Origin of the sequence: Streptomyces sp. NBC_01006, from assembly GCF_045162725.1 — a bacterium.
Taxonomy (GTDB): Bacteria; Actinomycetota; Actinomycetes; order Streptomycetales; family Streptomycetaceae; genus Streptomyces.
Map to the genome: position 1 here is coordinate 2853234 of NZ_CP108700.1, position 26497 is coordinate 2879730.

Annotated in this window: 24 protein-coding genes and 3 tRNA genes; 13 read left to right on the forward strand and 14 right to left on the reverse strand. The window is 71.8% G+C overall.

The window, feature by feature from the left end:
• Positions 1–21: 21 nt before the first annotated feature.
• Positions 22–444 (reverse strand): organic hydroperoxide resistance protein, encoded by a 423-nt coding sequence (locus OG509_RS12950; RefSeq protein WP_406182629.1) that lies wholly within the window; start codon positions 442–444, stop codon positions 22–24.
• Between the two features lie 64 nt (positions 445–508).
• Positions 509–1528: an NADP-dependent oxidoreductase gene (locus OG509_RS12955; RefSeq protein ID WP_406182631.1), complete on the reverse strand. Its 1020-nt coding sequence runs from the start codon at positions 1526–1528 to the stop codon at positions 509–511.
• 99 nt (positions 1529–1627) lie between these two features.
• Here OG509_RS12955 and OG509_RS12960 point away from each other — a divergent pair, with 99 nt between their 5' ends.
• Positions 1628–2050, forward strand: coding sequence for a MarR family winged helix-turn-helix transcriptional regulator (locus OG509_RS12960; RefSeq protein WP_406182633.1), 423 nt, complete (start codon positions 1628–1630; stop codon positions 2048–2050).
• 12 nt (positions 2051–2062) lie between these two features.
• Here the strand turns inward: OG509_RS12960 and OG509_RS12965 are convergent, their stop codons facing one another.
• On the reverse strand, positions 2063–2791 hold the full coding sequence (locus tag OG509_RS12965; RefSeq protein ID WP_406182634.1) for a hypothetical protein: 729 nt from the start codon (positions 2789–2791) through the stop codon (positions 2063–2065).
• Positions 2792–2869: 78 nt separating this feature from the next.
• Between OG509_RS12965 and OG509_RS12970 the strand changes: the two genes are divergently transcribed.
• Positions 2870–3451 carry a hypothetical protein gene (locus OG509_RS12970; RefSeq protein WP_406182636.1) on the forward strand — a complete coding sequence of 194 codons (582 nt, stop codon included), beginning with the start codon at positions 2870–2872 and terminating at the stop codon, positions 3449–3451.
• A gap of 22 nt (positions 3452–3473) precedes the next feature.
• Here the strand turns inward: OG509_RS12970 and OG509_RS12975 are convergent, their stop codons facing one another.
• Positions 3474–4160, reverse strand: coding sequence for an esterase/lipase family protein (locus tag OG509_RS12975; RefSeq protein WP_406182638.1), 687 nt, complete (start codon positions 4158–4160; stop codon positions 3474–3476).
• Between the two features lie 218 nt (positions 4161–4378).
• Between OG509_RS12975 and OG509_RS12980 the strand changes: the two genes are divergently transcribed.
• Complete coding sequence (locus tag OG509_RS12980; protein ID WP_030160545.1) at positions 4379–5416, forward strand: rod shape-determining protein; 1038 nt, start codon at positions 4379–4381, stop codon at positions 5414–5416.
• A complete protein-coding gene (locus tag OG509_RS12985) occupies positions 5413–6984 on the forward strand; it encodes a GAF domain-containing protein (RefSeq protein WP_406182639.1) in 1572 nt (523 codons plus the stop codon). The genes OG509_RS12980 and OG509_RS12985 overlap by 4 nt, the downstream gene beginning before the upstream one ends.
• A gap of 20 nt (positions 6985–7004) precedes the next feature.
• Here the strand turns inward: OG509_RS12985 and OG509_RS12990 are convergent, their stop codons facing one another.
• Positions 7005–7439 (reverse strand): Lrp/AsnC family transcriptional regulator, encoded by a 435-nt coding sequence (locus OG509_RS12990; protein ID WP_385583179.1) that lies wholly within the window; start codon positions 7437–7439, stop codon positions 7005–7007.
• A 70-nt stretch (positions 7440–7509) separates the two neighbouring features.
• On the opposite strand from OG509_RS12990, the gene OG509_RS12995 reads away from it, so the two are divergent.
• Together OG509_RS12995 and OG509_RS13000 are read left to right on the forward strand one after the other, a co-directional pair.
• Positions 7510–8148, forward strand: coding sequence for a LysE family transporter (locus OG509_RS12995; RefSeq protein WP_406182642.1), 639 nt, complete (start codon positions 7510–7512; stop codon positions 8146–8148).
• Between the two features lie 20 nt (positions 8149–8168).
• On the forward strand, positions 8169–9512 hold the full coding sequence (locus tag OG509_RS13000; protein ID WP_406182643.1) for a carboxyl transferase domain-containing protein: 1344 nt from the start codon (positions 8169–8171) through the stop codon (positions 9510–9512).
• 561 nt (positions 9513–10073) lie between these two features.
• Here the strand turns inward: OG509_RS13000 and OG509_RS13005 are convergent.
• Positions 10074–11348: an MFS transporter gene (locus OG509_RS13005; protein ID WP_406182645.1), complete on the reverse strand. Its 1275-nt coding sequence runs from the start codon at positions 11346–11348 to the stop codon at positions 10074–10076.
• A gap of 237 nt (positions 11349–11585) precedes the next feature.
• On the opposite strand from OG509_RS13005, the gene OG509_RS13010 reads away from it, so the two are divergent.
• The 3 genes from OG509_RS13010 to OG509_RS13020 all read left to right on the forward strand — a co-directional run bounded on the left by OG509_RS13010 (position 11586) and on the right by OG509_RS13020 (position 15705).
• A complete protein-coding gene (locus tag OG509_RS13010) occupies positions 11586–12752 on the forward strand; it encodes a glutamate--cysteine ligase (protein ID WP_406182647.1) in 1167 nt (388 codons plus the stop codon).
• A gap of 195 nt (positions 12753–12947) precedes the next feature.
• The gene (locus OG509_RS13015; RefSeq protein ID WP_406182648.1) at positions 12948–14564 is read left to right on the forward strand and encodes an MFS transporter; all 1617 of its coding nucleotides are present in this window, start codon (positions 12948–12950) and stop codon (positions 14562–14564) included.
• A gap of 166 nt (positions 14565–14730) precedes the next feature.
• A complete protein-coding gene (locus OG509_RS13020; protein WP_406182650.1) occupies positions 14731–15705 on the forward strand; it encodes a hypothetical protein in 975 nt (324 codons plus the stop codon).
• Positions 15706–15717: 12 nt separating this feature from the next.
• On the opposite strand, the gene OG509_RS13025 is transcribed toward OG509_RS13020, so the two are convergent.
• The 7 genes from OG509_RS13025 to OG509_RS13055 all read right to left on the reverse strand — a co-directional run bounded on the left by OG509_RS13025 (position 15718) and on the right by OG509_RS13055 (position 19054).
• A complete protein-coding gene (locus OG509_RS13025) occupies positions 15718–16401 on the reverse strand; it encodes a GAP family protein (RefSeq protein WP_406182651.1) in 684 nt (227 codons plus the stop codon).
• Between the two features lie 60 nt (positions 16402–16461).
• The gene (locus OG509_RS13030) at positions 16462–16875 is read right to left on the reverse strand and encodes an SHOCT domain-containing protein (protein ID WP_406182653.1); all 414 of its coding nucleotides are present in this window, start codon (positions 16873–16875) and stop codon (positions 16462–16464) included.
• 45 nt (positions 16876–16920) lie between these two features.
• Entirely contained in the window at positions 16921–17754 is an 834-nt protein-coding gene (locus OG509_RS13035; protein ID WP_406182655.1) for a class II glutamine amidotransferase, read from the reverse strand.
• A gap of 310 nt (positions 17755–18064) precedes the next feature.
• Positions 18065–18382, reverse strand: a complete 318-nt coding sequence (locus tag OG509_RS13040) for a hypothetical protein (RefSeq protein WP_406182657.1) — start codon at positions 18380–18382, stop codon at positions 18065–18067.
• A 262-nt stretch (positions 18383–18644) separates the two neighbouring features.
• Positions 18645–18718, reverse strand: a tRNA-Ile gene (locus tag OG509_RS13045).
• A gap of 185 nt (positions 18719–18903) precedes the next feature.
• Positions 18904–18976: transfer RNA gene (locus OG509_RS13050), tRNA-Asn, on the reverse strand.
• Positions 18977–18981: 5 nt separating this feature from the next.
• Positions 18982–19054: transfer RNA gene (locus tag OG509_RS13055), tRNA-Asn, on the reverse strand.
• Between the two features lie 146 nt (positions 19055–19200).
• On the opposite strand from OG509_RS13055, the gene OG509_RS13060 reads away from it, so the two are divergent.
• The 4 genes from OG509_RS13060 (at position 19201) to OG509_RS13075 (ending at position 24870) form a co-directional block, all read left to right on the forward strand.
• Positions 19201–19503 carry a YtxH domain-containing protein gene (locus OG509_RS13060; protein ID WP_406182658.1) on the forward strand — a complete coding sequence of 101 codons (303 nt, stop codon included), beginning with the start codon at positions 19201–19203 and terminating at the stop codon, positions 19501–19503.
• A gap of 73 nt (positions 19504–19576) precedes the next feature.
• Positions 19577–21031: an FGGY family carbohydrate kinase gene (locus OG509_RS13065; RefSeq protein ID WP_406182660.1), complete on the forward strand. Its 1455-nt coding sequence runs from the start codon at positions 19577–19579 to the stop codon at positions 21029–21031.
• A gap of 186 nt (positions 21032–21217) precedes the next feature.
• On the forward strand, positions 21218–22951 hold the full coding sequence (locus OG509_RS13070) for an ABC transporter ATP-binding protein (RefSeq protein WP_406182662.1): 1734 nt from the start codon (positions 21218–21220) through the stop codon (positions 22949–22951).
• A complete protein-coding gene (locus OG509_RS13075) occupies positions 22948–24870 on the forward strand; it encodes an ABC transporter ATP-binding protein (protein ID WP_406182664.1) in 1923 nt (640 codons plus the stop codon). The genes OG509_RS13070 and OG509_RS13075 overlap by 4 nt, the downstream gene beginning before the upstream one ends.
• A gap of 93 nt (positions 24871–24963) precedes the next feature.
• On the opposite strand, the gene OG509_RS13080 is transcribed toward OG509_RS13075, so the two are convergent.
• On the reverse strand, positions 24964–26109 hold the full coding sequence (locus tag OG509_RS13080) for an RNA polymerase sigma factor (RefSeq protein ID WP_406182666.1): 1146 nt from the start codon (positions 26107–26109) through the stop codon (positions 24964–24966).
• Between the last annotated feature and the right edge of the window lie 388 nt (positions 26110–26497).

Here is a 26497-nt window from a genome sequence, read left to right on the forward strand (position 1 = left end):
CTTCGGCGAGCGCGAGCCGGATCAGACGGCGAGCTCGACCGTGATGTTGCCGCGGGTCGCCTTGGAGTACGGGCAGACCTGGTGGGCCTTCTCGAGGAGGTCCTTGGCGGTGGCGGCGTCCACGTTCGGGATCGAGGCGGAGATCTTGACGATCAGGCCGAAGCCGTCGTCGTTCTTGCCGATGCCGACTTCGGCGGTGACGGTCGAACCGGAGATGTCCGCCTTCTCGTTGCGGGCGACGACGCCGAGCGCGCCCTGGAAGCAGGCGCTGTAGCCGGCGGCGAAGAGCTGCTCCGGGTTGGTGCCGGCGCCGCTGCCGCCCATCTCCTTCGGCGGGTTCACGACGACGTCGAGCTGGCCGTCGGTGGTCGCGACGCGGCCGTCACGGCCGTTCTCGGCGGTGGCGACGGCGGTGTACAGGACGTCGGACTGCTGGATGGACATGTGAAGAGATCCTCCTGGTAATCGCCGTGACTCGCGCCCACGATCACGACGGCGTGGGGTGAGCCTAACCGGTGAAGGAAACGATCATCTTTCCGGTGTTGTCACCGCGCAGCATGCCGAGGAAGGCCTCGGTCGCGTTCTCCACGCCCTCGACGACGGTCTCGTCGGCCACGAGCTCACCGGAGCGCAGCCAGCCGGCGACGTCCTGGACGAACTGCGGCTGGATCCCGGCGTGGTCGCCGACGAGCACGCCCTGCAGGCGCAGCCGCTTGCCGATGACCAGGGCCAGGTTGCGCGGGCCGGGGGTCGGCTCGGTGGCGTTGTACTGGGCGATCGCCCCGCACAGGGTGGCGCGGCCGTGCACGTTCAGGGAGGAGATGGCGGCCTCCAGGTGGTCCCCGCCGACGTTGTCGAAGTAGACGTCGATGCCCTCGGGGGCGGCCTCCTTCAGCTGCTCGCCGACGGGGCCGTTCTTGTAGTTGAAGGCGGCGTCGAAGCCGTACTTCTCCGTGAGGAGCGTCACCTTCTCGTCCGAGCCGGCCGAGCCGATGACCCGAGCGGCGCCCTTGATCTTCGCGAACTGGCCGACGAGGCTGCCGACCGCACCCGCCGCGCCGGAGACGAAGACGGAGTCGCCCTCCTTGAAGGAGGCGACCTCGAAGAGGCCGGCGTAGGCGGTCAGGCCCGGCATGCCGAGCACGCCGAGGTAGGCGGAGAGCGGGGCGAGGGAGGCGTCGACCTTGGTGGCGTGCTGCGCGGGCACGTCGGCGTACTCGCGCCAGCCCAGGCCGTGCAGCACGTGGTCGCCGACCTCGAAGCCCTCGGCGGCGGAGGCCACGACCTCGCCGACCGCGCCGCCGTCCATCGGCTTGTCCAGCTGGAACGGCGGGACGTAGGACTTCACGTCGTTCATCCGGCCGCGCATGTACGGGTCCACGGACATGTGCAGGTTGCGCACCAGGATCCGGCCGGGGGCCGGGGCCGCCACCTCGACCTCGCGCAGGGCGAAGTCCTCGGCGACGGGCCAGCCCTGCGGACGGCGGACGAGGTGCCACTCGCGGCTGACGGCAGGGATCTCAGACATGTGCGCTCCCGAATCGAGGAATCGACGAATACTTCAGTAGGTGAAACAACCATGCGCCTGGATATTTCATGTTGTCAAGTAAATGGGTACTCTGGATCCATGCCCAGTCGTCGCGTAGATCCCCTGACCCTTGAGGTTGTCGAGCTCATCGGCTCCGTCGTGGCCCGCTACCACGAGGAGTACGAGCACGCGGCAGCCAGCCACCAGCTCACCGGCGCCCAGGCGCGGGTGCTGAACCTGCTGTCCCTGGAGCCGATGCCGATGCGCCGGATAGCGCAGCAGCTCAAGTGCGAGCCCTCGAACATCACGGGCATCGTGGACCGGCTGGAGTCGCGCGGCCTGGTCGAGCGCAGGCCGGACCCGGCGGACCGCCGGGTGAAGCTGGCCGCCCCGACGCAGGAGGGCCTGCAGACCGCGGACCGGCTGCGCGAGTCGCTGGACTTCGCGCGCGAACCGCTGGCCGGACTGTCCACGGCCGAGCGGGCGGTCCTGCGGGACCTGCTCAAGCGCATGCTGGGCTGAGCGCCCGGCCGCTCAGCAGAAGAAGATGAACCAGCAGCCGGTCTTGGTCGGCGAGGGGCTGGGGCTGGGCGACGGCGGCTGCGCCGACCCGGTAGCGCTCGGCGAGGGCTTCCCCGACTGACTCGGCTTTACGGACGGCCCCGACCCGGTGGCCCCTTTGGTCGGCCCCGGCTTCTGCGATGCGGAGGCCGACGCCGTCGGACCCGGCTGCGCGGACCCCTCGGCGGACGCCCCGGGCCCGGCCGGCTGCGTACCGCCCGCGGTGGCCTTCGCGGACCCGGAGGCCTTCACCGGCTTCAGCGCCGTGGGCGCGGCGGGAGTCCCCTTGCCGCTCGGCAGCGGAGCCGGATCCTGCGGACCGTTCCCGTCGGTGAGCTCCACCTGTGCGGCCCGGTCGGTCTTCTGCCCCTCGGTGACGATCCGGGCCAGCGCGACCGTACCGCCGACCGCGAGCGCCAGGCCCAGCCCGAGCGTCAGCATGGTCCGGCGGCGCCTGCGGTGCGTGGCGCGGCGCCGCGACCCGGCCCGGCCGCCGCGGTCCGCACCGGACAGCACGACGAGCGAGTCCGCGAACGGGTCCGCCGAGCCGTCCCGGGCCTGCGGCCGTACGGAGCCGTAGGGGGCGGCGGGCACGCCGGACACCCCGGGCGCGGCGGGGGGCAGGTACTCGACCGGGGTTCCGCAGCCGGCGCACGCCAGGGCGCCGTTGAGGTGCCTGCGGCACGCGTGGCAGTAGTCCATGACGTCCGCACGCTACGTGGTTCCCCGCAACATCCGTATCGCGGGTTCGTAAAGGTCCTGTGTGGAATCGTGGCCTCCATGACTCCGTCCGCACCCTCGGGACCCTTCGGTCCGGCCGCCTTCCAATTGGTGCTGCTGCGTCGGATGGCGGACTTCCGGCCGGACCTCGCCGAGGAGGCGCGGCGGAGTCTCGGCGCCTCGCTCGCCGAGCAGCGGGAGGCGAACAAGCGCTGGCAGGCCATGGTGCGCTCGCCCCGCTCGCGCGGTGCGCTGGCCCGTTACCGCTCGGTGCTCGGGCCCCCGGAGTCCACGGCCGCCCGCGCCATCGGTGATCTGGAGTGCGAGGCCCTGCTGTGGCCGGTGCCACTCTGGCCGGACCTGCGCTTCGAGGTGCTGGCCGCGCCGGACGGGGCGGTGTGGAACGAGTGGCTGGTCCGGGCCCCGGGTGCGCGGGGGCCCGTACTCCGGACGCCGCAGGACCTGAAGCCCTGGTCGGCCACGGTGGACGAGGTGGCGCGGGCCTTCGCCCCGGTGCGCCCGCTGGAGGGGACCGCGCCGACCCGGTGGCGCCTCGCGTTCAGTGCGCAGGGGCGGCCGTGCGTGGCGGAGTTCACGTACGGCCTGCTCCAGCGCGTCGCGGTCGACGGGGTCGAGGCCTAGGAGCCGACCCCGACGGGCGGCGCTACGAGGCGAGGAAGGCCCGGACCCCCGCCGAGGTGGCGTCGTCCCCCAGCAGGTCGTTGTGGACCAGACACCCGACCGGCGTGTTGGTCGCCCCGTTGAGCGGGACGCTGTCGTCCGGGTTGACGACCTCGTCGCAGTTCGACCAGAACGTCGCGTACTTCACCGCGCCCGGGGTCTCGTCCCCCGCGTTCAGGTTCTTCACCACGTATGAACCGGGGGTCATGTCCCGGCAGGCCTGGTCCCACAGGGCGCAGGCCCACGCGGTGGAGGTGCCGTGGTTGGGGCCGGCCAGCGAGACCCAGTGGTCCACGGTGGCGGTGCCGCCGCCGAACTTCACGTACCAGCGGCCGACGAGCGAGCCGAGCGAGTGCGCCACGATGTCGACCCTGGCGGCGCCGGTCTGCCGGCGGACCTGGTCGACGTACGCGCCGAGCTGCCCGGCCACGACCTCGTTGACGGACCGGTGCGTGTCATAACCCCACGAGAAGAGCTCCGAGTCCGTGTACCCGGCGGCCCGCAGGTCCTCGCGCAGGCCGCCCCAGACGCCCGGGTCCGCGTTGTAGCCGTGGATGAAGACGACCGGGTTGTGCGGCTGCACAGGAGTGGCGGCCTGGACCGGGAAAGGCGCGAGGAGTGCCAGGCAGAGCGTCAGGAGCGCGAGCAGTTTCTGGCGGGGCGTCAGCATGCGGTCCCCTTTACCTTGTTACGCGCGAGTAGCGCGGTCAGTGGCGGCATCGTGCTGCCTGTCGGTACAGAAATCCACCCCCGTGCAGCACCTCTCGCCCCGTGCGACACACCCGGCCGGAGCAGCCCAACGGGCGGTATGCCCCTTCCGCCCGAGAAGATATGAAATGCAACCGGCAGCCGCCGGTCTCTTGCGCCAGCGTCTCGGGAGGATCTGCCGTGACCGTCAGTCTTGAGCAGTTGCGCCGCTGCCACGTCGCCGTCGACCTGGGAGCAGCCAGGACACGCGTGTACGTCAAGGGCGCCGGCCTGGTGGTCGACGAACCCAGCTGCGCCGCCGTCAACACCCGCACCGGCGCGCTCATCGCGGTCGGGTCCTTCGCCGAACGGATGACGGGCCGCACGCCCGACTACATCCGCGTCGTACGCCCCGTCTCCGGCGGCACCGTCGTCGACATCGAGATGGCCCAGCGGATGCTGCGCCACCTGCTCGGCGAGAAGCTGCGCCGCGCCCTGCGCCGCAAGCCCCGGCTGCGGGCCGCCGCCTGCACCCCGCACGACGCCGACCCGCTCGCGCAGCGGGCCGCCGTCGAGACGATGGTCGGGCTCGGCGCCCGGCGCGTCGAACTCGTCGACACCCTGATCGCGGCGGCCGTCGGCTGCGGCCTGCCCGTGGAGCAGCCGACCGCGACGATGATCATGGTGTGCGGGGCCGCCGCCACGCAGGTCGCCGTCCTCTCCCTCGGCTCGATCGTCACCGCCCAGCGGATCCCGGTCGGCGGCGAGGCCATCGACCACGCCGTCGTCCAGCACCTGCGCCACGCGCACGAGCTGATGCTGCCCAGCCAGGCCGTCCGGCCGCTCCAGGTGGCCCTGCACGGCAACGGCATCACCGACGAGGGCCCCGCCTCCACCCTCATCCACGGCCGCGACGTGGCCACCGGACTGGCCCGCTCCGTCCACGTGGACACCGCCGCCGTCCGGGACGCCATCCACACCCCGCTGACCGCCGTACTCGACGGCATCGGCAAGGTGCTCCGTGACTGCCCGCCGGACCTGGTCGCCGACCTGACGGACCGGGGGATCATGATGGTGGGAGGCAGCGCCCTGCTGCCGGGCCTGGACCAGATGCTGCGCGACGCCACCGGCATGCCCGTCGCCATCGCGGAACGGCCGGACGTGTGCGCCGTGCTCGGTCTCGGCATGATGCTCGAAGGGAAGATCGCCCCGATGGTCCTCAACCCGCTGGCCGAATGACGAACGCGGCGCCCGAGCCGGCCGATCCCGCGGAACGGGCCAGTCTGCCCGTACTCCTGGAGGCGGTGCTCAGCGTCGGCTCCGAACTGGAGCTGCAGGCCACCCTCCAGCACATCGTGGACTCGGCGACCGAGCTGTGCGCGGCCCGGTACGGAGCGCTCGGGGTCATCGACCCCGAGCGCCTCCGGCTGACCGAGCTGTACACGGCCGGGCTCAGCGAGGCGGAGCGCGCCGCGATCCCCCGGCTGCCCGACGGGCGTACGGGCCTGTTCGGAGCGCTGATCACCGACCCGCGCCCGCTGATGCTGGAGGACTTGTCGCAGGATCCGCGCGCGTCGGGGTTCCCGCCGGGCCATCCCCCCATGCGCAGCTTCCTGGGCGTCCCCATCCGGGTCCACACGGAGGTCTTCGGCAACCTCCACCTCACCGAGAAGCGGGGCGGCGGGCCGTTCACGGACGAGGACCTCGCGCTGGTCCGGGTCCTGGCCTCCCAGGCGGGCATAGCGATCGGCAACGCCCGGCTGTACGAGACGGCGCGCCGCCGCGAGCGCTGGATCGAGGGCGCCGCCGCGGTCACCACGACCCTGCTGGCGGGCAGCCCGGCGGCGGACGCCCTGATGTGCGTGGCCGAACGGGCCCGGCTGCTCGCGGACGCGGCGGCCGGAGTGGTCCTCCAGCCGACCCCGGAGGGCGGCATGGAGATCGTGGCCGCCTCCACGCACGGGGACCCCGGGGACCTGCTCGGGACGGCGATCGCCCCCGGCTCACCGGTCCTGGTACAACTCCTGGGCGGCGAACCGGTCTTCATAGAGGACTCGGCGACGGACCCCCGGATGACCACGCACGTGCGGGAACGATTCGGCCCGAGCATGATGCTGCCGCTCCAGAGCGGCGGCCAGCTGATCGGCACCCTGGCCCTGCCACGCGCCCGCGGCGGGCGCCCGTACGACGCCGTGGACCGGCTGCTGGCCGCGCAGTTCGCCTCCCAGGCCGCGCTGGCCCTCGTACTGGCGGACGCGCAGCACGACCGCGAGCAGCTGGCGATCTACGAGGACCGTGACCGGATCGCACGGGACCTGCACGATCTGGTGGTCCAGCGGCTGTTCGCGACGGAGATGATGCTGGAGAGCACGAAGAAGAGGTCGGCGTCCGCGCCGGCCGGGGACACGATCGGCGACGAACTCGGCCGGGCGGTGGACGAGCTCGACTCCACCATCCAGGAGGTCCGCACCGCCATCTTCGCCCTCCAGCAGCCGCCGAGCGACGCCCCGACGACGTTCCGCGGCCGGGTCCTGCGGGAGACGGGCGGGGCCGCGGTCCTGCTGGGCTTCCAGCCGTCGGTCCACTTCACGGGCGCGGTGGACGCGCTGCTCCCGGAGCCGGTCGCGGGCGAGCTCCTCTCCGCCCTGCGCGGCGCCCTGGCCGCGGCCCACCGCCGCGCGCAGGCCACGTCGATCGAGGTCGAGGTGGACGCGACCCCGACCCGCGTCCGCCTGACGGTCACCGACGACGGCCGCACGGAGTCGGGAACCCGGGGTACGACGCTGAACTGGGAGTCGGCGCTCTAGCCTAGGCCGTGTCTTTTGGATCAGGCCGGACCGTGCGCGCCCTTGAGGGCGATCCGCGTACTGGACTGCGCCACGCCGGCCTCGCGCTTGAGCCGGCGCAGCAGCGCGTCGAGCGCGGCGGGATCGGCGGCGCGGGCCCGTACGAGGTAGTCGTACTCCCCCGTCACGTGCACGACCTCGGTGATCCCGGGAAGCGTGACGACCCGCTCCTCGAACTCCTCGTTGGTGGTGTCCTGGCGCAGGCTCAGATCGATGAAGACCACCAGCCCGCCGCGGGTGTCGGCGGCCGGATCCACGATGACGGTGAACCCGCGGATCACCCCGTCCCGCCTCATCCGGCGCACCCGGTCCGCGGTGGCGTTGGCGCTGAGCCCGACGCGGACACCGAGGTCGCGGTACGAGATCCGCGCATCCTGCTGCAGGATGCCGAGGATTTCCCTGTCGAGGCGGTCCATACCGCGATTCTCGCAGTCGGGGCCGATAAGCGCCGCAGCACCCGATGCCCTTGCGCCCACCCTCGTCGCCATGAACGGATTCCTCTCTCCCGCGTTGTCGGGGGCGGTCGCGGGCCTGGGCGTGGCGATGCCGATGGGCGCGATGAGCGTGCTGCTGCTCCAGGAGGCGATGCGGCACCGCCGCACGGCGATGGCCGCGGCGGCGGGCATCGCGACGGTGGACCTCGCCTACGCGGCGCTGGCCACGGCACTCGGCCCCTGGGTGGCCTCCCACGTCGCCCCGATCGAGGCCTGGATCCGCCTCCTGTCGGCGGCGATCCTCCTGTCGATGGCCGCCCACGCCCTCTACCGCAGCCGCGCGCTTCCGGCCCCGCCGGCGTTGTCCGGGGGCGGGTCCGGGAGCGGGCCCGGGCCCGGGCCGGCCAAGGCGTATGCGCGGTACGTCGCACTCACCGCCGTGAACCCCACCACCGCCCTCTACTTCGCCGCCCTCACCACCGCCCAGGCCGCCACCCTCACCGCTCCCGCCACCGCAGCCGCCTTCCTGGGCGGCGTCGCCGCCGCGTCCCTCCTCTGGCAGCAGACCCTCGTCGCCCTCGGCGCCGCGGCCGGCCGCCGGATCTCCCCGGCCGTCCGCGCCTGGACCTTCCGCCTCGGCCACGGCCTGGTCGCCGCCTACGCCCTCGGACTCGCCTTTCCGTTGCCCTAGGGGGCCCATAGGGTGATCCCGTGACGACGACCCGCCTCTCGGCCCGCGCGGCCATCGCCTCCGTGACCGACCCCGGCAGCTTCGCCGAACTCCCCGCCCCGCAGCGGGAGTCCGCCCCGGACGGCCCCCTCACCTGGGCCGGCTACGACGACTCCCGCGCCCGTGCCACCGCACGGACCGGCGAGCAGGAGTCCGTCGTCACCGGAACCGCCCTCATCGGCGGCCGCCAAGCCGCCGTGATCTCCTTCGAGTTCGGATTCCTCGGCGGTTCCCTCGGCGAGCGCACCGGAGACCGGCTCGAAGCCGCGTACACGTACGCTCGCGAACACCGCCTCCCCCTCGTCTCGCTGATCGCCACCGGCGGCTCCCGCATGCAGGAGGGCATGCTCGCGCTGACCCAACTCCAGCGCGTGGCCCGCCAGTCCGTCCTGACCCGGGCCGCCGGGCTCCCGCAGATCGCCGTGCTCCGCGATCCCACCACCGGCGGCGGCTGGGCCACGCTCGGCGCCGGGGCCGACGTCGTGCTCGCGCTCCCGGGTGCGCAGGTCGGCTTCGCGGGCTCCCGGGTACGGCCGGCGGACGCGGACCCGGCGGCTTACACCGCCGAGGGCCAGTACGCCGCCGGGCACGTGGACGCCGTCGTCCCGCCCGCCGAGCTGCCCGCGGCCCTCGCCGACTGGCTGCGCGTCCTGGCCGCGCCCCGCTCCCCCGAACCCGTCGAGCCCCCGGCCGCGCTGGCTGACGTACCGCCACCGCCGACCGGCTGGGACGCCGTACGGCAGGCCCGCCACCCCGACCGGCCGCGCGCCGAGGCGTACCTGGACGCGTACTTCGCGCTCCGCCTGCCCCTCTCCGGGGACCGGGCGGGCGGCACGGATCCCGGGATGCTGTGCGGATTCGGGCTGCGGGAGGGGCGGGCCGTCGCGTACGCCGCCCAGTGCGGCACCGCCACCCGCCCGGCCGGATACCGTACGGCGGCCCGCGTGATCCGCCTCGCGGACCGCCTCGGGATCCCCGTACTCACCCTGGTGGACACCCCCGGCGCGGCCAACGACGCCGCCGCGGAACACGCCGGTGCCGGAGCCGCCATCGCGGACACCTTCGCGGCGGTCGCGGCGGCCGCGGTCCCGGTGACCACCCTCCTGATCGGCGAGGGGGGTTCGGGCGGAGCCCTCGCGCTGGCCGCGCCGGGGAACACCTGGGTCACCCCGGACAGCTACTTCTCGGTGATCGCCCCCGAACTGGCGGCGGCCATCCTCAAGCGCCCCGCCTCCGAGGCCCCCTCGACGGCGGACCAACTCCGCATCCGCCCGCAGGACCTGGTCGCCCTGGGCGTCGCACGCGGCGTGGTCGCCCCCGCCTGACCCGACTCCCCGGGGGGTGTCATCGGGAACCTCACCGGAGACGAGCTCGTCGAGCTGATCGACGACTCGTACGGGAGCCAGTACGAAGGCATCGGCCTGCGCCACGGCCGCTGCGGCGAGTGGTCGTACACGGTCGCCTACGGTGGCTGGATGGGCGAGTTCGAGGACGAATCGCCGCTCTCCCGCGGCGGCGTGGACATCTGCCGCCTGGAGTACGAGGAGGAGAACGGCAAGCCGGTCCCGCCGCAGTTCGCGTACACCCGCGACGAGGTCCTCCTCGGTGCCTTCAACCTGCACCTGGACGGCTCGTGGGGCTATGACGGCGTTGCCGGCGACCCCGAGACGGCCGCGCGCCTGCAGGCCGAGCTGACCGCCGCGGGCCTCCCGGCGGACGAGGGCACGGACGACGATGCGGACGACAGGGACGTCCACCGCACCGCCCTGGGGGTGGTGGAGCGCCACTTCGGCCTCTCGCTGCCGCGGGAGGAGATCGTCACCGGCGCCCTTCCGGCCGTACTCTCCTGGAACCGGTCTGACGCCCGCCCCCCGGGGCGCCCCCCGTCATGCCTGCGGCGACCTCGCGTCGTAGCGGGCGAACCCGCGCCAGCGCAGGGCCAGCAGGAGCAGCACCAGTACGCAGCCGAGCCCGCCGCCCGTGATCGCCACGGCCGGGGAGGTCAGGTCGGCGGTGGTCCCGGCGAGGAAGTCCCCGAGCCGGGGCCCGCCCGCGACGACCACGATGAACACGCCCTGCAGACGCCCGCGCATCTCGTCCGGGGTCGCGGCCTGCATCATCGTGGAGCGGAACACCATGGAGATGGTGTCGGCCCAGCCCGCCAGGGCCAGGAAGAACAGCCCGAGCCACAGGTCGCGGGTGAGCCCGAAGACGGCGATGGCCAGCCCCCAGGCGGCCACGGAGATCAGGATCGCCAGCCCGTGCCGACGGATCCGGCCCTGCCAGCCGGAGAACAGCCCGCCCAGCAGCGCCCCGACGGCGGGCGCGGCCACCAGCAGGCCGACGGTCTTGGCGTCGCCGCCGTACCAGAGCACGGCGATGGCGGGGAACAGCGCCTTCGGCTGGGCCAGCACCATGGCGGCCATGTCGGAGAAGAAGGTCATCCGGATGTTCGGCCGGGTGCCGAGGAAGCGCAGTCCGTCCAGTACGGAGGCCCGCCCCCGCTTGCCTCCCTCCCGCTCGGGCAGCATCGCGGGCAGCCGCCACACCGCGTAGAGCGCGGCGCAGAAGGTGACGGCGTCGATCAGGTACGCGGCCTGGTAGCCCCACCAGCCGACGATGAGCCCGCCGAGCACCGGGCCGATCATCGTCCCGGAGGTCATCGTCACCGAGTTCAGCGCGTTGGCGGCGGGCAGCTGCTCGGTCGGCAGCAGCCGCGGGATCATCGCGGAGCGGGCGGGTCCGTTGAGGGCGCCGCAGACCGCCTGGAGCGCGACGACCGTGTACATCAGCCAGACCCGGTGGTAGCCGAGGAGCGCGGCGCCGGCCAGCGCGATCGACAGGGCCGTCAGGCCGAGGGAGCTGTACAGGCCGAGCTTGCGCCGGTCGACGGTGTCGGCGATGGCACCGCCGTAGAGGCCGAAGACGACGAGCGGGACGAGGGAGAAGAGTCCGACGAGCCCGACCGAGAAGCTGGAGCCGGTGATGTCGTAGACCTGGAGCGAGATCGCGAGGGCGGTCATCGCCTGGCCCATCCAGGAGATGGTGCTGCCGACCCACAGCCGCCGGTAGTCCGGGGAGGTGCGCAGCGGGGTCAGGTCCGCGAATATGCGCGTCGGGCGTCGGGCGGGAGTGGGCGTGGGGGTGCTCGTACCGGTCACAGCGGATGATAACCAGGGGGCGTTCGGCGGCCCCAGACATTAACGCGCCGGAGCCCGTCCGCATCCCGGCCCGCTCACGCACCCGCACCAGTCGCCCCACCCGGATCCGCGGCCTCAGACCGGGCCGGTGCTTGCCGGTAACTCGCCACTATCACCCGACATTTGACTGAATCGACGTGCGCTCCTCCCCTGCCGTTCAGCTCATGATGAAACGACTCGTATGTCCAGGGAGGCGTAGTGATCGAACCTGGCAACAGCACCACGAGCACCGGCGGCGCGGACAACGGAGTCCACGCGACCCCTCTCACGTCCCCGCTGACCGTAGGTGTCGAGGAGGAGTTCCTCCTCGTCGACGCCCGTACCTTCCGGGTGGTCCCGGCCGCCCCGCTCGTCCTGGCCACCGCCGCGGGCCTGCCCCACGAAGTGCACCCCGAGGGCACCCGCTACCAGGTGGAGATCTCCACCCCCGTCGCCGATTCGGCGCCCGTGCTGCGCGCGGAGCTCGCCACGCTGCGGCGCACCCTCGCCCGGGCGGCCCGCGCCCACGGCTGCCGGCTGCTGGCCGCACCCTCGCCGGTCGTGGCCGTGGAGGGGCCGCTGCACCTGACCGACGACGAGCCGCGCCAGCGCGAGCAGCACCGCCGCTTCGGCTCGCTGACCGAGACCCTGGTCAGCTGCGGCCGGCACATCCACATCGGCACCCTCGACGTGGACACCGCGGTGGCGGTGTCGAACCGGGTCAGACCATGGCTGCCCACGCTGATCGCGCTGGCCGCCAACTCGCCGTTCTGGGGCGGCCGTGACACGGGGCACGCCAGCTGGCGGGCGATGGCCTGGTCGGGCTGGCCCTCGGCCGGGCTGCCCCCGCACTTCACGTCCACGGCCCACTTCCGCCGCTCGGTGCAGACCCTGCTCGGCTCGGGGGCTGCCCTGGACACGAAGATGGTCTATTGGGACCTGCGCCCGTCCGGGCACTGGCCGACGCTTGAGATCCGGGCGCCCGACATGTCCCCGGACATCGACACGGCGATCCTCCAGGCCGAGCTGGTCCGCGCCCTGGTGGCGACGGTCCTGCGGGACATCGCGGAGCAGCGTCCCGAACCGGCGCTGCGGGAGGACGTACTGCACCTCGCGCGCTGGCGGGGGGCCCACGACGGACTGGAGGGCTTCGGCCTCGACCCGTACACGGGGGTGGAAGTCCCGGCGGCGGACCTGGCCGAGGCCCTGCTGGACCTGGTCGCCCCGGAACTCGCGGCGTCGGGCGATCTCGACCACGCGGCCAAGACCCTGGGAGGCCTCTTGCGCGACGGCTCCGGCGCCCACCGCCAACGCGCGGCTTTCGCCCGCCGCCAGGACCTGAACGACGTACTGCGCCACTTGGCGGACGAGACGGAGAACTTCTAGCCGACAGCCGGCCCGGATCCCCCCTCGGAGCGGCCGATGCCGCAGGTGCAGTCGCGTCTGCGCCTGCGGCTCGCAGGGGGACCGGTGGGGCGGGCGCCGGCCCGCGTACGGTGCCGTCCCGGGCCTCGCCCCCATCCGGCTGACTGCCCGGCGGGTCGGTCCACGGGGCCCACGGGCGGCTGGAAGCATGCGTCCATGTCATCCCGGGCAGGCACGGCCGAGAGTTCGGCGAAGTCGCGAGTCGTCCTGGTGACGCTCGCGTCCGGTCAATTCCTGATGGCACTCGACAGCTCCGTCATGAACGTGTCCATCGCCACGGTGGCCGAGGACGTGGGCACGACCGTGACGGGCATCCAGGGTGCGATCACGGCCTACACCCTCGTGATGGCGATGTTCATGATCCCGGGCGGCAAGGTCGGGGCGCTGATCGGCCGCAAACGCTCGTTCATGATCGGCTGCTGCATCTACGGGGCCGGTTCCCTCACCACGTCGCTCGCACCGAACCTGACCGTGCTGCTGCTCGGATGGTCGTTCCTGGAGGGGATCGGGGCGTCGCTCATCCTGCCCGCGATCGTCGCGCTCGTCGCCGGCAACTTCTCCGTCGAACGCCGCCCCGCCGCCTACGGGCTCGTCGTCGCGGCGGGGGCGATCGCGATCGCGGTCGGGCCGCTCATCGGCGGCATCGCGACGACGTACTTCTCCTGGCGGTGGGTCTTCGCCGGAGAGGTCCTGGTGGTGCTCGCCATCCTCGTGCTCGCGCGCCGTATCGCGGACGCCCCGCCCGGCGAACGCCGGAGCATCGACTACACCGGCGCCGTCCTCTCCGCGGCCGGGCTCGGGATCTTCGTCTACGGCGTGCTCCGGTCCGACGAATGGGGCTGGTTCCAGCCGAAGCCCGACACGCCCCAGTGGCTCGGGATGTCCCTGACGGCGTGGCTGATGCTGGCGGGCCTGGCGCTGCTCTGGCTCTTCCTGCGCTGGGAGGCCAGGGTCGTCGAGCGGAGCCGCGATCCCCTCGTCGATCCCGGCATGCTGCGGAACAAACAGCTCACCGGTGGCCTGACGATGTTCTTCTTCCAGTACCTCGTGCAGATGGGCGTGTTCTTCGTCGTCCCGCTCTACCTGTCCGTCGCCCTGGGCCTGTCGGCGCTGGCGACCGGCGCCCGCCTCCTGCCGCTCTCGGTCAGCCTTCTGGCCGCCGCGACCCTGATCCCGCGCTACCTCCCGGACGTCTCCCCGCGGCGCGTGGTGCGGCTCGGGATCCTCGCGCTGCTCGCGGGGGCGGTGGTCCTGATGGCCGCGCTCGACGCGGACGCCGGCGCGGAAGTCGTCACCGTCCCCCTCCTGCTGATCGGGCTCGGCATGGGCGCGCTGGCGTCCCAGCTCGGGTCGGTCACCGTGTCCGCGGTGCCGCAGGCGCAGAGTGCGGAGGTCGGCGGCGTGCAGAACGCCGTCACCAACCTCGGCGCCTCGATCGGTACGGCCCTCGCCGGATCGATCATGATCGCCGCGCTCACGTCCTCCTTCCTGACCAGCGTCGGGGCGAACCCGGCCGTCCCGGACAGCGTCACGAGCCAGGCGACCGTCCAGCTCCAGAGCGGCGCACCGTTCCTGTCCGACGCCCAGCTCAAGACCGCCCTCGACGAAGCCGGCGTGAGCCCGGAGGTGTCCCAGGCGGCGCTGGACGCGAACGAGGAGGCCAGGCTCGACGGCCTGCGCGCGTCACTGGCCATCCTGGCCTTGGCCGCGCTCATCGCCCTGTTCTTCACCCAGCGGATCCCCTCGACCCAGCCGCGCTCGCCGGAGCCGTAGCCGCCGGCTGCCCGCATGCCGCAGCGGTGCGCATGCGGGGCGGCGCGCATGCGGGGGCCGGGCCGGGCGCGCAGCATGGAAGCACGGCCGCCGGGACCGGGGCGGTCACCAGGATCGGTGCCTGTCGGGCCCCGGCCTCCGCGCCCCCGTACGCCTGGAGGCCCGTATGTCCCACCGCCTGCCGCTCCGCCCGCCCCGGACCGCCTCCGTAGCCGTCGTGGCCCTCCTGGCGGCCGCCCTCACCGCCGCGCCGAGCGGCGCCGCCCATGCGTTCACCGGTGACAACCACGAGGACGTCACCCGGGCCGCACTGCCCTGGGAACCGATCACTCTGACGGCGATGGCCGACGCCCGCGACGGGGCGATCAACGCCAACGACCACCGCCCCTACTTCGACGTCGGCCCCCTGCACTGCGACAACGCCGACTACCTCGGCCCCCGCTACGCCCCCGACTACCCCCGCACCCGGGACGAGGCCACCACCGAGCTCCTCGCCTGCATCCGCACCTCCGTCACCCGATTCCGGGCCGCGGTCCGGGCCGCGGACGGCCTCGTGGACGCCGACGGCAAAGTGCGCACCGACCAGAGCGACCTGTCCTCCCCCTGCGCATGGGACGGGAAGCCCGGCCGGGCCAAATGCGCCGTGCTCGAACAGCTCGGCCGCGGCTGGCACCAGATCGAGGACTTCTACTCGCACTCCAACTGGAGCGACCGGCCCGCCCCCGGCCCGATCGGCCTCGACAACCCGCCCGGCCTGGCGCGTACGGGCACGGCGCCGTTCCTCGACATCCGCCGCTACAGCGCCATGAAGGACGCCGACTGGACCCAGGAGGCACGCGAGCGCATCCCCGCGGACCTCGCCACCGGCTGCTACCCCGACATCGATTCCACCGGCGTCAAAGCCGCCGACTGCGACGGCCGCGTCGCCCACAACCGGGTCCTGAACAAGGACACCGCCGCATCCGCCCGCTCGAAGACGGGCGACAACTTCGGCCACGCGACGGCCGGAGCGACCACCGAGATCACCCGTCAGTGGAACGACTTCAAGGCCGAGCTGCTCACGGCGTACCCCGATCACCGGCGCGGCGCGCAGATGGTCTGCGCGCTCGTCCACGACGACCCGGCCACCGCCTGCCCCTGACCGCCCGGCAGTTCAGGCGGTGAGCTCGTAGAGGCTCCTGGCCACGGTCCACAGACCGAGGAGGAGGCACGTGACGACGATCGCCTGCTCCTTGTGACGGTCCAGCCATGCGCGCAGGTCCGTCAGCGCCTGCTGTGCCCGCTGCGGCGCGAACACCATGTACAGCTCCATCGTCAGCAGGGTGGACGTGGCCAGGACGCAGAAGGCGAGCAGCGCCACGTACGACTCACCGTGGGAGAGGTCGGCCTCCAGCACCGTGGTGGCGGCGAGGCCGACCATGCCCCAGGGCTGGAGGAGCACGGCGAGCGAGGCCGCGGACCACACGGTGACCTGGTCCATCCTGGAGCTCTTCCTCGGGCTCTTGGATGCCACCTGGTTCACGTCCGTCGCGCCGGCGCGGGCATCGGCCGTACGGCGCCGACGCCGCTTGCGCTCGCTGTACACGATCAGGCCGAGCCCGAGGGCCAGTTTGATCACGAGTGCGGCGGTGGAGGGAGGGGAGCGCGGCGGGGGCGGCTCCCCGTCGGTGAGGAGCAGGACGACGGCGATCACCGCCACCAGGCACGCGAGCCAGGCGAGGATGAACGCCAGTCCCTTCCGCACGCCGCGGGGAGCCGACACGACCACGACGAACGCCGCGATCGGCAACGGGTAGAGCGTGATGACCAGGCCGATGACGAGCAGGTCGAGCACCATGGCAACGCACCTTCAACCCCGTACGACGGTTCCCGCTGCCAGGCTTCCCCGCTCCGGCCGCTACGCCGCGAGGACCTTGGCCTTGGCCTGCTCGAACTCGGCAGCCGTGATGTCGCCCTTGTTCTTGAGCTCGGCGAGCCGGGCGATCTCCTCCGCCTGACTGGTGGCTCCGGCGGTCTCCTGCACGTAGGAGCGGAACTCCTGTTCGCTGCGCTGCATCCGGACCAGCTCGCGTTCGCCCATCCCGCGCCCGCGGGCGATCAGGTACACGAACACCCCGAGGAACGGCAGGATGATGACGAAGATGGTCCACCCCGCCTTGCCCCAGCCGCCCAGTTCATCGTCGCGGAAGATGTCGCCGATGATCCGGAAGAGCAGCATGAACCAGAGCACCCAGAGGAAGATCATCATCATGGTCCAGAACATGTTCAGCAGCGGGTAGTCCACCGCCAGGTTCAGCATCGACTCGTTCATGGCGCGCCTCCGTAGTGGCTGTGGGCACGGGCAGCGATCGCGGCGTCAGGCCGCCTGAGGGGTGAAGGGGAACATCTCGTCCGCTCCCGGCTGTACGACGCCGTAGCTGCTCTCCGGCACCTCGTTCCAGGCGCCGGGCAAGTCGCCGAGGGGTTCGGACACGATGAGGCGGGTCTCGTCGGACACCTCCTGCAAGAACGCGATGTCGGGGTGCAGTTTGCGCAGGGTGTCCACACGGCTGCTGTAGAACAACGACCGGGATTCGCCCTTGCTGGAGTAGCGGAAGGCCCAGATGCGTACGCCGTCGGTCACGGCGACCGTCATCTGGAGCGGGAACTCGACCCCGTGCTCCCGGCCGATGCGTTCCACGACTCCCGCCATCCGTGCGACGGCGCCGGGCGGGTCCTGGTCCAGGCCGAAGGTGACCGCGAGGTAGAACATCATCTCGGAGTCCGTCGTTCCCTCGATGTCGTTGAACAGCGCGGGGTCGACGAGCAGGGCGAGTTCGCGCCGTATGAGGTGGAAGTCGGCGATGGACCCGTTGTGCATCCACAGCCAGCGACCGTGCCGGAAGGGGTGGCAGTTCGTCTGCTGCACCGCCGTTCCGGTCGACGCCCGGATGTGGGCGAAGAACAGGGGGGATCGGACGTGGTCCGCGATTTCCCGCAGGTTGCGGTTGTTCCAGGCGGGTCCCACGTCCCGCAGGACCCCCGGAGTACCGCCGTCCTCCGTGTACCACCCGACGCCGAAGCCGTCGCCGTTCGTCGTCTCCACACCCAGTTTGGAGTGCAGGCTCTGGTCGATCAGTGAGTGCTCGGGTTTGTACAGGATGGTGTCGAGCAGGAGGGGCGTTCCCGAGTACGCAAGCCATCGGCACATGAGTGATCACCTGTTCTCGTTCTCCAGCGCGGTCCGGGACTGCTCGCGCGTCTGGCAGAGGCAGGTGCTCGCCTCGTCTGCCGGGCCGTTCCCCGGCCGAGCCATGGGTGACGCCGACCGGACCTGCCTACCGGCAGTCCCATGATCCGCCCTCCCCCTGGTGATCGCCACGCGTGCGGGACCGGGCACTCGGCGCACCGGACACCGGCCGCTCTCGGCCGTTCCCGAGTACGCCAAAGCCGCAAGCGAGAACGCTTCTTCGCCTGCGGTGTGGTCACAGGGCGGTTCGTGCGGTTCGTGCCGGCAGGGCCTACCAGTCCTTGACGACGGCCGCGGCTCCGGTGCTCAGGGTGAGGCTGGTGCCCAGGACCACGACGAGGGTGATCGTGGCGAGGACGCCGCCTGGGGCGCCGGGGCGGGGGCCCAGGCGGATCGGCACGTCGCCCTGCGGGTCCCGGGTGACCTGGTCGTAGACGCCGCTCATGGGGTCGGACGTACGGATCCACTCCGTCACCACAGCCTGTTCGGTCACGCCCTGATCGTGCATCCGCTGCTCCTCGCTCATGCCGGAGCGCAGGATGAACAGCAGGGCTGCCCACGGGCCGGGGCCCCCTCCCCCATGGCCCACCCGCCGTAGTACATCCCTGCAGGGATCCCCACCAGGACCACCGCCGCCCCGCCGAGCCCGACCGCTTCAGCGCGGGAGGGAAGCGGGTCGGCCCGCGGGCGTCGTCTTCGCGCGACCCTTCGGCCGCGTTCGCCGCGGCTGCGTCCCCTGGGCGTCCCCGGGAACGCGAAAGGCGGCCCCGAAGGGCCGCCAAGATCACCGCAGCGACTCACGCCGCCAGCAAAGAAGCTGGCCAGATCGTTTCTGCACATCTGGTGCGCAGTGGGGCGGGTGGGACTCGAACCCACGGCCGACGGATTATGAGTCCGCTGCTCTAACCGGCTGAGCTACCGCCCCTTCACGGCGTGGCGCGTACATGTGTGCGCGCCGTCTGCCGCAGCATAGCCGCTCATACGATCTCCTGCCTCGGATGCCTCGCATGATCGGCTTCGCCTGCTGAGGGAGACCGTTCTGAGGGCTGCCCGGTTCCAGAACCAGGGCAAAAAGAAAGAGGACCTCGTGTGAGGTCCTCTTCTTTCATGCTCCCCCGACTGGACTCGAACCAGTAACCTGCCGGTTAACAGCCGGCTGCTCTGCCAATTGAGCTACAGGGGACTGCGCTCCCCCGACTGGACTCGAACCAGTAACCTGCCGGTTAACAGCCGGCTGCTCTGCCAATTGAGCTACAGGGGATTGCTGCGGTGCACCGAACAGCCCACCTCCGGCCTTGCTGGAGGGGCGAGCGCCCGTTGCGAGTCATAGATTAGCGCAAGCAGGGGGGTGCTCCGCCAATCGGTATCTCCAGCAGGCCGGGCACCACACGACGAAGGGTGGCAGGCATGCGGTACAAGGTCACGTTCGTGGTCGGACTGGCCCTCGGATACGTCCTCGGAACCCGCGCGGGGCGCGAGCGTTACGAGCAGCTGAAGAAGTCCATGCGCGAGATCGCGCAGAACCCCGCGGTGCGCAATGCCGCCGAGAGCGCCGGACACACGGGCCGGGAGTACGCCGGGAAGGCCTACGCCGCCGTGAGCCACAAGGTCGGCGACGCGGTGCCCGCCTCGCTCTCCGGGCGGGTACGCGGACTGCGCGACCGGGCCGGCGGCGGCTCCGAAGATGAATGGGGCACCAGCAACACCTGAACCGCTGGAACCGGGCGGGATCCGGCGCCTCCGGGCGGCGGATCCCGCCCCGGCGTGCGGCAGAATTCTCCGCATGGGGATAGTCGCCGGGCTGGACAGCTCTTCCGCCTTCACTCGCATCGTCGTCTGTGACACCGACACGGGTGCCGTGCTGCGCCAGGGGTACGCCCCGCATCCACAGCCGGCCGGCGATCCCGAGAGCGTCCACCCCCACGAGACCGACCCGCAGGCCTGGCTGCTCTCCCTCGGCGAGGCCGCCGGCGGCGGGCTCCTCGAAGGCGTGCAGGCCATCGGCGTCTCCGCGCAGCAGCACGGGCTGCTGCCCCTGGACCAGCAGGGCGCCCTCGTACGCCCGGCCCTGATCGGCAACGACAAGCGCGGGCAGGTGGCCGTCGCCGACCTGATCGAGGCCCTCGGCGGCCGGCAGGCCTGGGCCGAGGCCGTCGGGTCCGTCCCGCACTCCGCGCAGCCTGTGGCGAAGCTGGCCTGGCTGGCCCGCACCGAGCCGGAGGCGGCCCGCCGGGTGGCCGTACTGATGTCCCCGCACGACTGGCTGGTCTGGCAGCTGCTGGGCCGGCCGGCCCGGCGGACCACCGACCGCGGCGGCGCCTCGGGTACCGGGTACTGGTCACCGGCCACCGGCTCCTACCGCCCCGATCTGGTCGAGCTGGCGCTCGGGCACATGGCGCTGCTGCCCGAGGTGCTCGGGCCGGCCGAGGCCGCCGGGATGACACCGGAGGGGCTGCTGATCTCCGCCGGCACCGGGGAGACCATGGCCGCCGCGCTCGGGCTGGGCCTCGGCCCCGGCGACGCGGTGGTCTCGCTGGGCGCCTCCGGCTCGGTGATGGCCGTGCACCGCGAGGCGCTGTCGGAGCCGGGCGGACTGATCACCTCGCTGGCCGACGCCGGCGGCATGCACCTGCCGGTGGTGAACACCTCCAATGCCGTACGGGCGCTGCGCGGCACCGCCGAGCTGCTCGGCACCGATCTGGAGGGGCTGTCCGAGCTCGCGCTGAAGTCGACGCCGGGTGCGCACGGCCTCGTACTCCTGCCGTACCTGGAGGGTGAGCGGACGCCGAACCTGCCGCACACCGCGGGGACCCTGTCCGGGCTGCGGCGGGACTCGATGAAGCCGGAGCACCTGGCGCGGGCCGCGTTCGAGGGCATGCTGTGCGGGCTGGTGGACGCGCTCGACGTGCTGCGTTCGCGCGGGGTGGAGATCCGCCGGGTGTTCCTGCTGGGCGCGGCGGCCGAGCTGCCCGCCGTACAGGCCGCGGCTCCGGGGCTGTTCGGGACGCAGGTCGTCGTACCGGCGCCGGCCGACTACGCGGCGCTGGGCGCGGCGCGCCAGGCCGCCTGGGCGCTCGGGGTGCAGCAGGGCACGCTGGCACCGCACACCCCGCCGGTGTGGCCGGGTCCGGCGGCGCAGGTCTTCGAGCCGGGCGATGAGTACCCGGCCTGGCAGGCGGTGCGTCAGCAGTACATCGCGACGCGGGAGCAGATCCACCCCGGGGCGTTCCAGGGCTGAGCGGCTGAGCGGCTTAGCGGCCGAGCACCCCGACGCCTGCTGGGGCGCGGGGCCTACTGCCGCTGGAGTAGGCCGGGCGGCCGGTCTACTCCTTTTGACCGGCCTTTGCGAAAACCGGTGGGGATCGGCCGCGCGGTGGCCGAAGATGGAGTGAACCCCCTCGATCTTGCCGACCGGAGCCTACGCGTGCTCATACGACTTCTGCGGACCCATCTGGGTCCGTACCGGAAACCGATCACTCTCCTGGTCCTGCTGCAACTGCTGCAGACCAGCGCAAGCCTCTACCTGCCCACGCTGAACGCGGACATCATCGACAACGGTGTCGTCAGCGGGGACACCGGCTACATCCTGCGCTTCGGCGCGCTGATGCTCGGCGTCTCCCTCGTCCAGCTCGTGTGCAACATGGGAGCCGTCTACTTCGGCGCCCGTACCGCGGCCGCCGTCGGCCGCGACATCCGCGCCGCGGTCTTCGACCGGGTGCAGAGCTTCTCGGCCCGCGAACTCGGCCAGTTCGGCGCGCCCTCGCTGATCACGCGTACGACGAACGACGTGCAGCAGATCCAGATGCTGGTCCTGATGACCTTCACGCTGATGGTCTCGGCTCCGATCATGTGCATCGGCGGCATCGCCATGGCGCTCTCGCTCGACGTGAAGCTGTCGGGCGTCCTGCTGGCCGTGGTCCCCGTCCTCGGCCTGGCGGTCGGCGCGATCGTCTTCCGGACGCGGCCACTGTTCCGGAAGATGCAGGTCCGCCTGGACACCGTGAACCGGGTGCTGCGCGAGCAGATCACCGGCAACCGCGTGATCCGCGCCTTCATCCGCGACGACTACGAGAAGGACCGCTTCCGGGAGGCCAACGCCGACCTGACCGGGGTCTCCCTCGCGGCCGGCAAGCTGCTCGCGCTGATGTTCCCGACCGTGATCGTGGTCGTGAACATCTCCAGCGTCGCCGTCATCTGGTTCGGCGCGATGCGCATCGACAGCGGCGGCATGGAGATCGGCCAGCTGACGGCCTTCCTCGCCTACCTGATGCAGATCGTCATGGCCGTGATGATGGCCACCTTCATGTTCATGATGGTGCCGCGCGCCGAGGTCTGTGCCGAGCGCGTCCAGGAGGTCCTGGACACCGAGTCCAGCGTGGTCCCGCCCGTCGACCCCGTACGCAAGCTGCTCGCCCGCGGGCAGTTGGAGCTGCGCGGCGCCGACTTCCGCTACCCGGGCGCCGAGGCGCCGGTGCTGCGCGGGGTGGACCTGGTGGCCCGCCCCGGCGAGACCACCGCGGTCATCGGCTCCACCGGCAGCGGCAAGTCCACGCTGCTGGGCCTGGTCCCGCGATTGTTCGACGCGACCGGCGGCGATGTGCTGGTCGACGGTGAGGACGTACGCCGCCTCGACCCGGAACTGCTGGCCAAGACGGTCGGCATGGTCCCGCAGAAGCCGTACCTCTTCTCCGGAACCGTCGCCTCCAACCTGCGGTACGGGCGTCCCGACGCCACCGACGAGGAGCTGTGGCACGCGCTGGACGTGGCGCAGGCCAAGGGCTTCGTGTCGGAGCTGGACGGCGGTCTGGACGCGCCCATCACCCAGGGCGGGACCAACGTCTCCGGCGGCCAGCGCCAACGCCTGGCCATCGCCCGCACCCTGGTGCAGCGCCCGGAGATCTACCTCTTCGACGACTCCTTCTCGGCCCTCGACTACGCGACGGACGCGGCGCTGCGCGCGGCGCTCTCCCGCGAGACGGAGGAGGCGACGGTGGTCATCGTCGCCCAGCGGGTCTCCACGATCCGCGACGCCGACCGGATCATCGTGCTGGACGAGGGCCAGGTCGTGGGCGAGGGACGCCACCACGAGCTGATGGCCGACAACGAGACCTACCGGGAGATCGTGCTCTCCCAGCTGACGGAGGCGGAGGCCGCATGAGCGGGCCCGGAGGACGGATGATGATGGGGCCGGCCGAGCGGTCCATGGATTTCAAGGGCTCGGGCAAGCGGCTGCTGAGCCAGATCGCGCAGGACCGGGTCAAGCTGTGGGGCATGGTCGCCGCCGTGGTCGGCAGCGTCGGGTGCTCGGTCGTCGGTCCGAAGATCCTCGGCGAGGCGACCGACCTTGTGTTCGCGGGGATCATCGGCCGGCAGATGCCGGCCGGGATCACCAAGGAGCAGGCGCTGGACGGGCTGCGCGCCAAGGGCGAGGGCGGGATGGCGGACATGCTGTCCGGCACCGACTTCACCCCCGGTGAGGGCATCGACTTCGGTGCCGTCGGGGTCGTGGCGATCTGGGCGCTGGTGGTCTTCACCCTCGCCGGCCTGCTGATGCTGGTCGCGACGCGGCTGTCGAACCACATCATGAACGGCACCGTGTACCGGCTGCGCGAGGAGCTGCAGGGGAAGCTTTCACGGCTGCCGCTGTCGTACTTCGACCGGCAGAAGCGCGGCGAGGTGCTCAGCCGGGCCACCAACGACATCGACAACATCGGGCAGACGCTCCAGCAGACGATGGGTCAGCTGCTCAACTCGCTGCTGACGATCGTCGGCGTGCTGGCGATGATGTTCTGGATCTCCCCGCTGCTGGCGCTGGTCGCGCTGGTGACGATCCCGGTGTCGGTCTTCGTCGCGGCGAAGATCGGCAAGAAGTCGCAGCCGCAGTTCGTGGCGCAGTGGAAGTCGACGGGCGCGCTCAACGCTCACATCGAGGAGATGTACTCGGGCCACACGCTGGTCAAGGTCTTCGGCCGGCAGAAGGAGTCCGCGGCGGTCTTCGCCGAGCAGAACGAGGCGCTGTACCGGGCCTCGTTCAAGGCGCAGCTGGTCAGCGGGATCATGCAGCCGGTGATGTTCTTCATCTCGAACATCAACTACGTGCTGGTGGCGGTCGTCGGCGGTCTGCGGGTGGCCTCGGGCAGCCTGTCGATCGGTGACGTGCAGGCCTTCATCCAGTACTCGCGCCAGTTCTCGATGCCACTGACGCAGGTCGCCTCGATGGCGAACCTGGTGCAGTCCGGTGTCGCCTCGGCGGAGCGGGTGTACGAGCTGCTCGACGCGGAGGAGCAGGAGCCGGACGTCGAGGTTCCGGAGCGTCCGGAGCGGATCCGCGGCCAGGTCACGCTCGACAAGGTGGCCTTCCGCTACGAGCCGGACAAGCCGCTGATCGAGAACCTGTCGCTGACGGTCGAGCCCGGCCAGACGGTCGCGATCGTCGGCCCGACGGGTGCCGGCAAGACCACGCTGGTGAACCTGCTGATGCGGTTCTACGAGGTCACGGGCGGCGAGATCGCCCTGGACGGGGTGGACATCGCGAAGATGACCCGCGAGGAACTGCGCGGCGGCATCGGCATGGTGCTCCAGGACACGTGGCTGTTCGGCGGGACCATCGCGGAGAACATCGCGTACGGCGCGGCGCGCGAGGTCACGCGCGCCGAGATCGAGGAGGCGGCGCGCGCCGCCCACGCGGACCGGTTCATCCGCACCCTGCCGGACGGCTACGACACCGTGCTGGACGACGAGGGCGCGGGCGTCAGCGCGGGCGAGAAGCAGCTGATCACCATCGCCCGGGCGTTCCTGTCGGACCCGGTGATCCTGGTGCTCGACGAGGCGACGAGCTCGGTGGACACCCGTACCGAGGTGCTGATCCAGAAGGCGATGGCGCGCCTGGCGCACGGCCGTACGTCCTTCGTGATCGCGCACCGGCTGTCCACGATCCGCGACGCGGACGTGATCCTGGTGATGGAGAACGGCTCGATCGTGGAGCAGGGCACGCACGAGGAGCTGCTGGAGGCGGAGGGTGCGTACGCGCGCCTGTACGCGGCGCAGTTCGCGCAGGCGGTGGCCGAGGTCGACTAGCGTCGGCGTGCCGGCTTGCTGTGGGGGTGCCCTCCGGAGGGGGGCACCCCTTCTCCGTACCGGTCTCCGGTCTCCTGGCTCCGGTCTCCTGGCTCAGTCCAGGTAGCCGCGGAGTTGGTCGGCGAAGGCGTGGTCGCGCAGCTTGTTGAGCGTCTTGGACTCGATCTGCCGGATCCGTTCGCGGGTCACGCCGAAGATCCGCCCGATCTCCTCCAGGGTGCGGGGCCTGCCGTCGGCCAGGCCGTAGCGCAGCTGCACGACCTTGCGCTCGCGCTCGCCGAGGGTGGACAGCACCGCTTCCAGATGCTCGCGGAGCAGGAAGAACGCGGCGGACTCCATGGGCGAGGCGGCGTCCCCGTCCTCGATCAGGTCGCCGAGGGCGACGTCGTCCTCCTCGCCGACCGGTGCGTGGAGCGAGACGGGCTCCTGTGCGAGGCGCAGCACCTCCAGTACCCGCTCGGGGGTCAGCTCCAGGTGGACGGCGACCTCTTCGGCGGTGGGCTCGTAGCCGCGCTCCTGGAGCATGCGGCGCTGGACGCGCACGACGCGGTTGATCAGCTCGACGACGTGGACGGGCACGCGGATGGTGCGGGCCTGGTCGGCGAGGGCCCGCGACATCGCCTGCCGGATCCACCAGGTGGCGTAGGTGGAGAACTTGTAGCCGCGGGCGTAGTCGAACTTCTCGACGGCCCGGATAAGTCCGAGGTTCCCCTCCTGCACGAGGTCGAGCATGGTGAGCCCGCGGCCCACGTAGCGCTTCGCGACGGAGACCACGAGCCGGAGGTTCGACTCGATGAGGCGCCTCTTGGCCATCCGGCCCATGACGACGAGCTTGTCGAGGTCGAGGGCGAGCCGCAGGTCGAGGTCGGGGGTGTTGCCCAGCTTCTCCTCGGCGAACAGGCCGGCTTCGACGCGGCGCGCGAGCTCGACCTCCTCGGCGGCGGAGAGCAGCGGGATCCTGCCTATCTCGCGCAGGTACTGGCGGAACAGGTCGGCGGAAGGGCTCGCTCCGCCGGTGTCGGCGCGCCGGCGCGGTTCGGGCACCTGCTCGACGAGCTCCAGCGCTTCGGGCTCTTCGGGCTCCTCGTCCACGGCGTCGACCTCGGGCTCTTCAGCCGCGGTGGCCTCGGTGTCCTGGACGGGCGGGCTCACGTTGACGGTCAGGATCTGGGTCTGCACGGGGGCGACCTCCAGGGCTCCGAGGACGGGGGCACCGCACTTCAGTGTGGGGTACGACACATCGCTGCCACGAGGGGCGTGCGAGCACTTTCTGAGTCCGGTGCGTGACCGGATGGTTACCCCCCGCCGGGAATCCCGATGCGCACCGGACGCATGTCCGAGAAGATCGATGCCATGTCCGAGTACGAAACCCACGTGACGGTGCGCTGTCCGGACCCGGGGGAACTGGCGCGGCTCGAAGCGTGGGCCGGGGGGCGGGGGTTGAAGGTGACGCACATCCTGCTGGCCCGGGGCCGGATGGTCTCGCAGCCGATGCTGACGCTGCCGGACCGCGACGGCCACGAGGCGCTGGTGCCCCGGCTGCGGGCGGCCGGCTTCGACCCGGTCCGGGTCAAGGCGGAGACGGCTGCGTGGACGGCGGACCGCCCGGGCCCGGGCGGCGGCTACT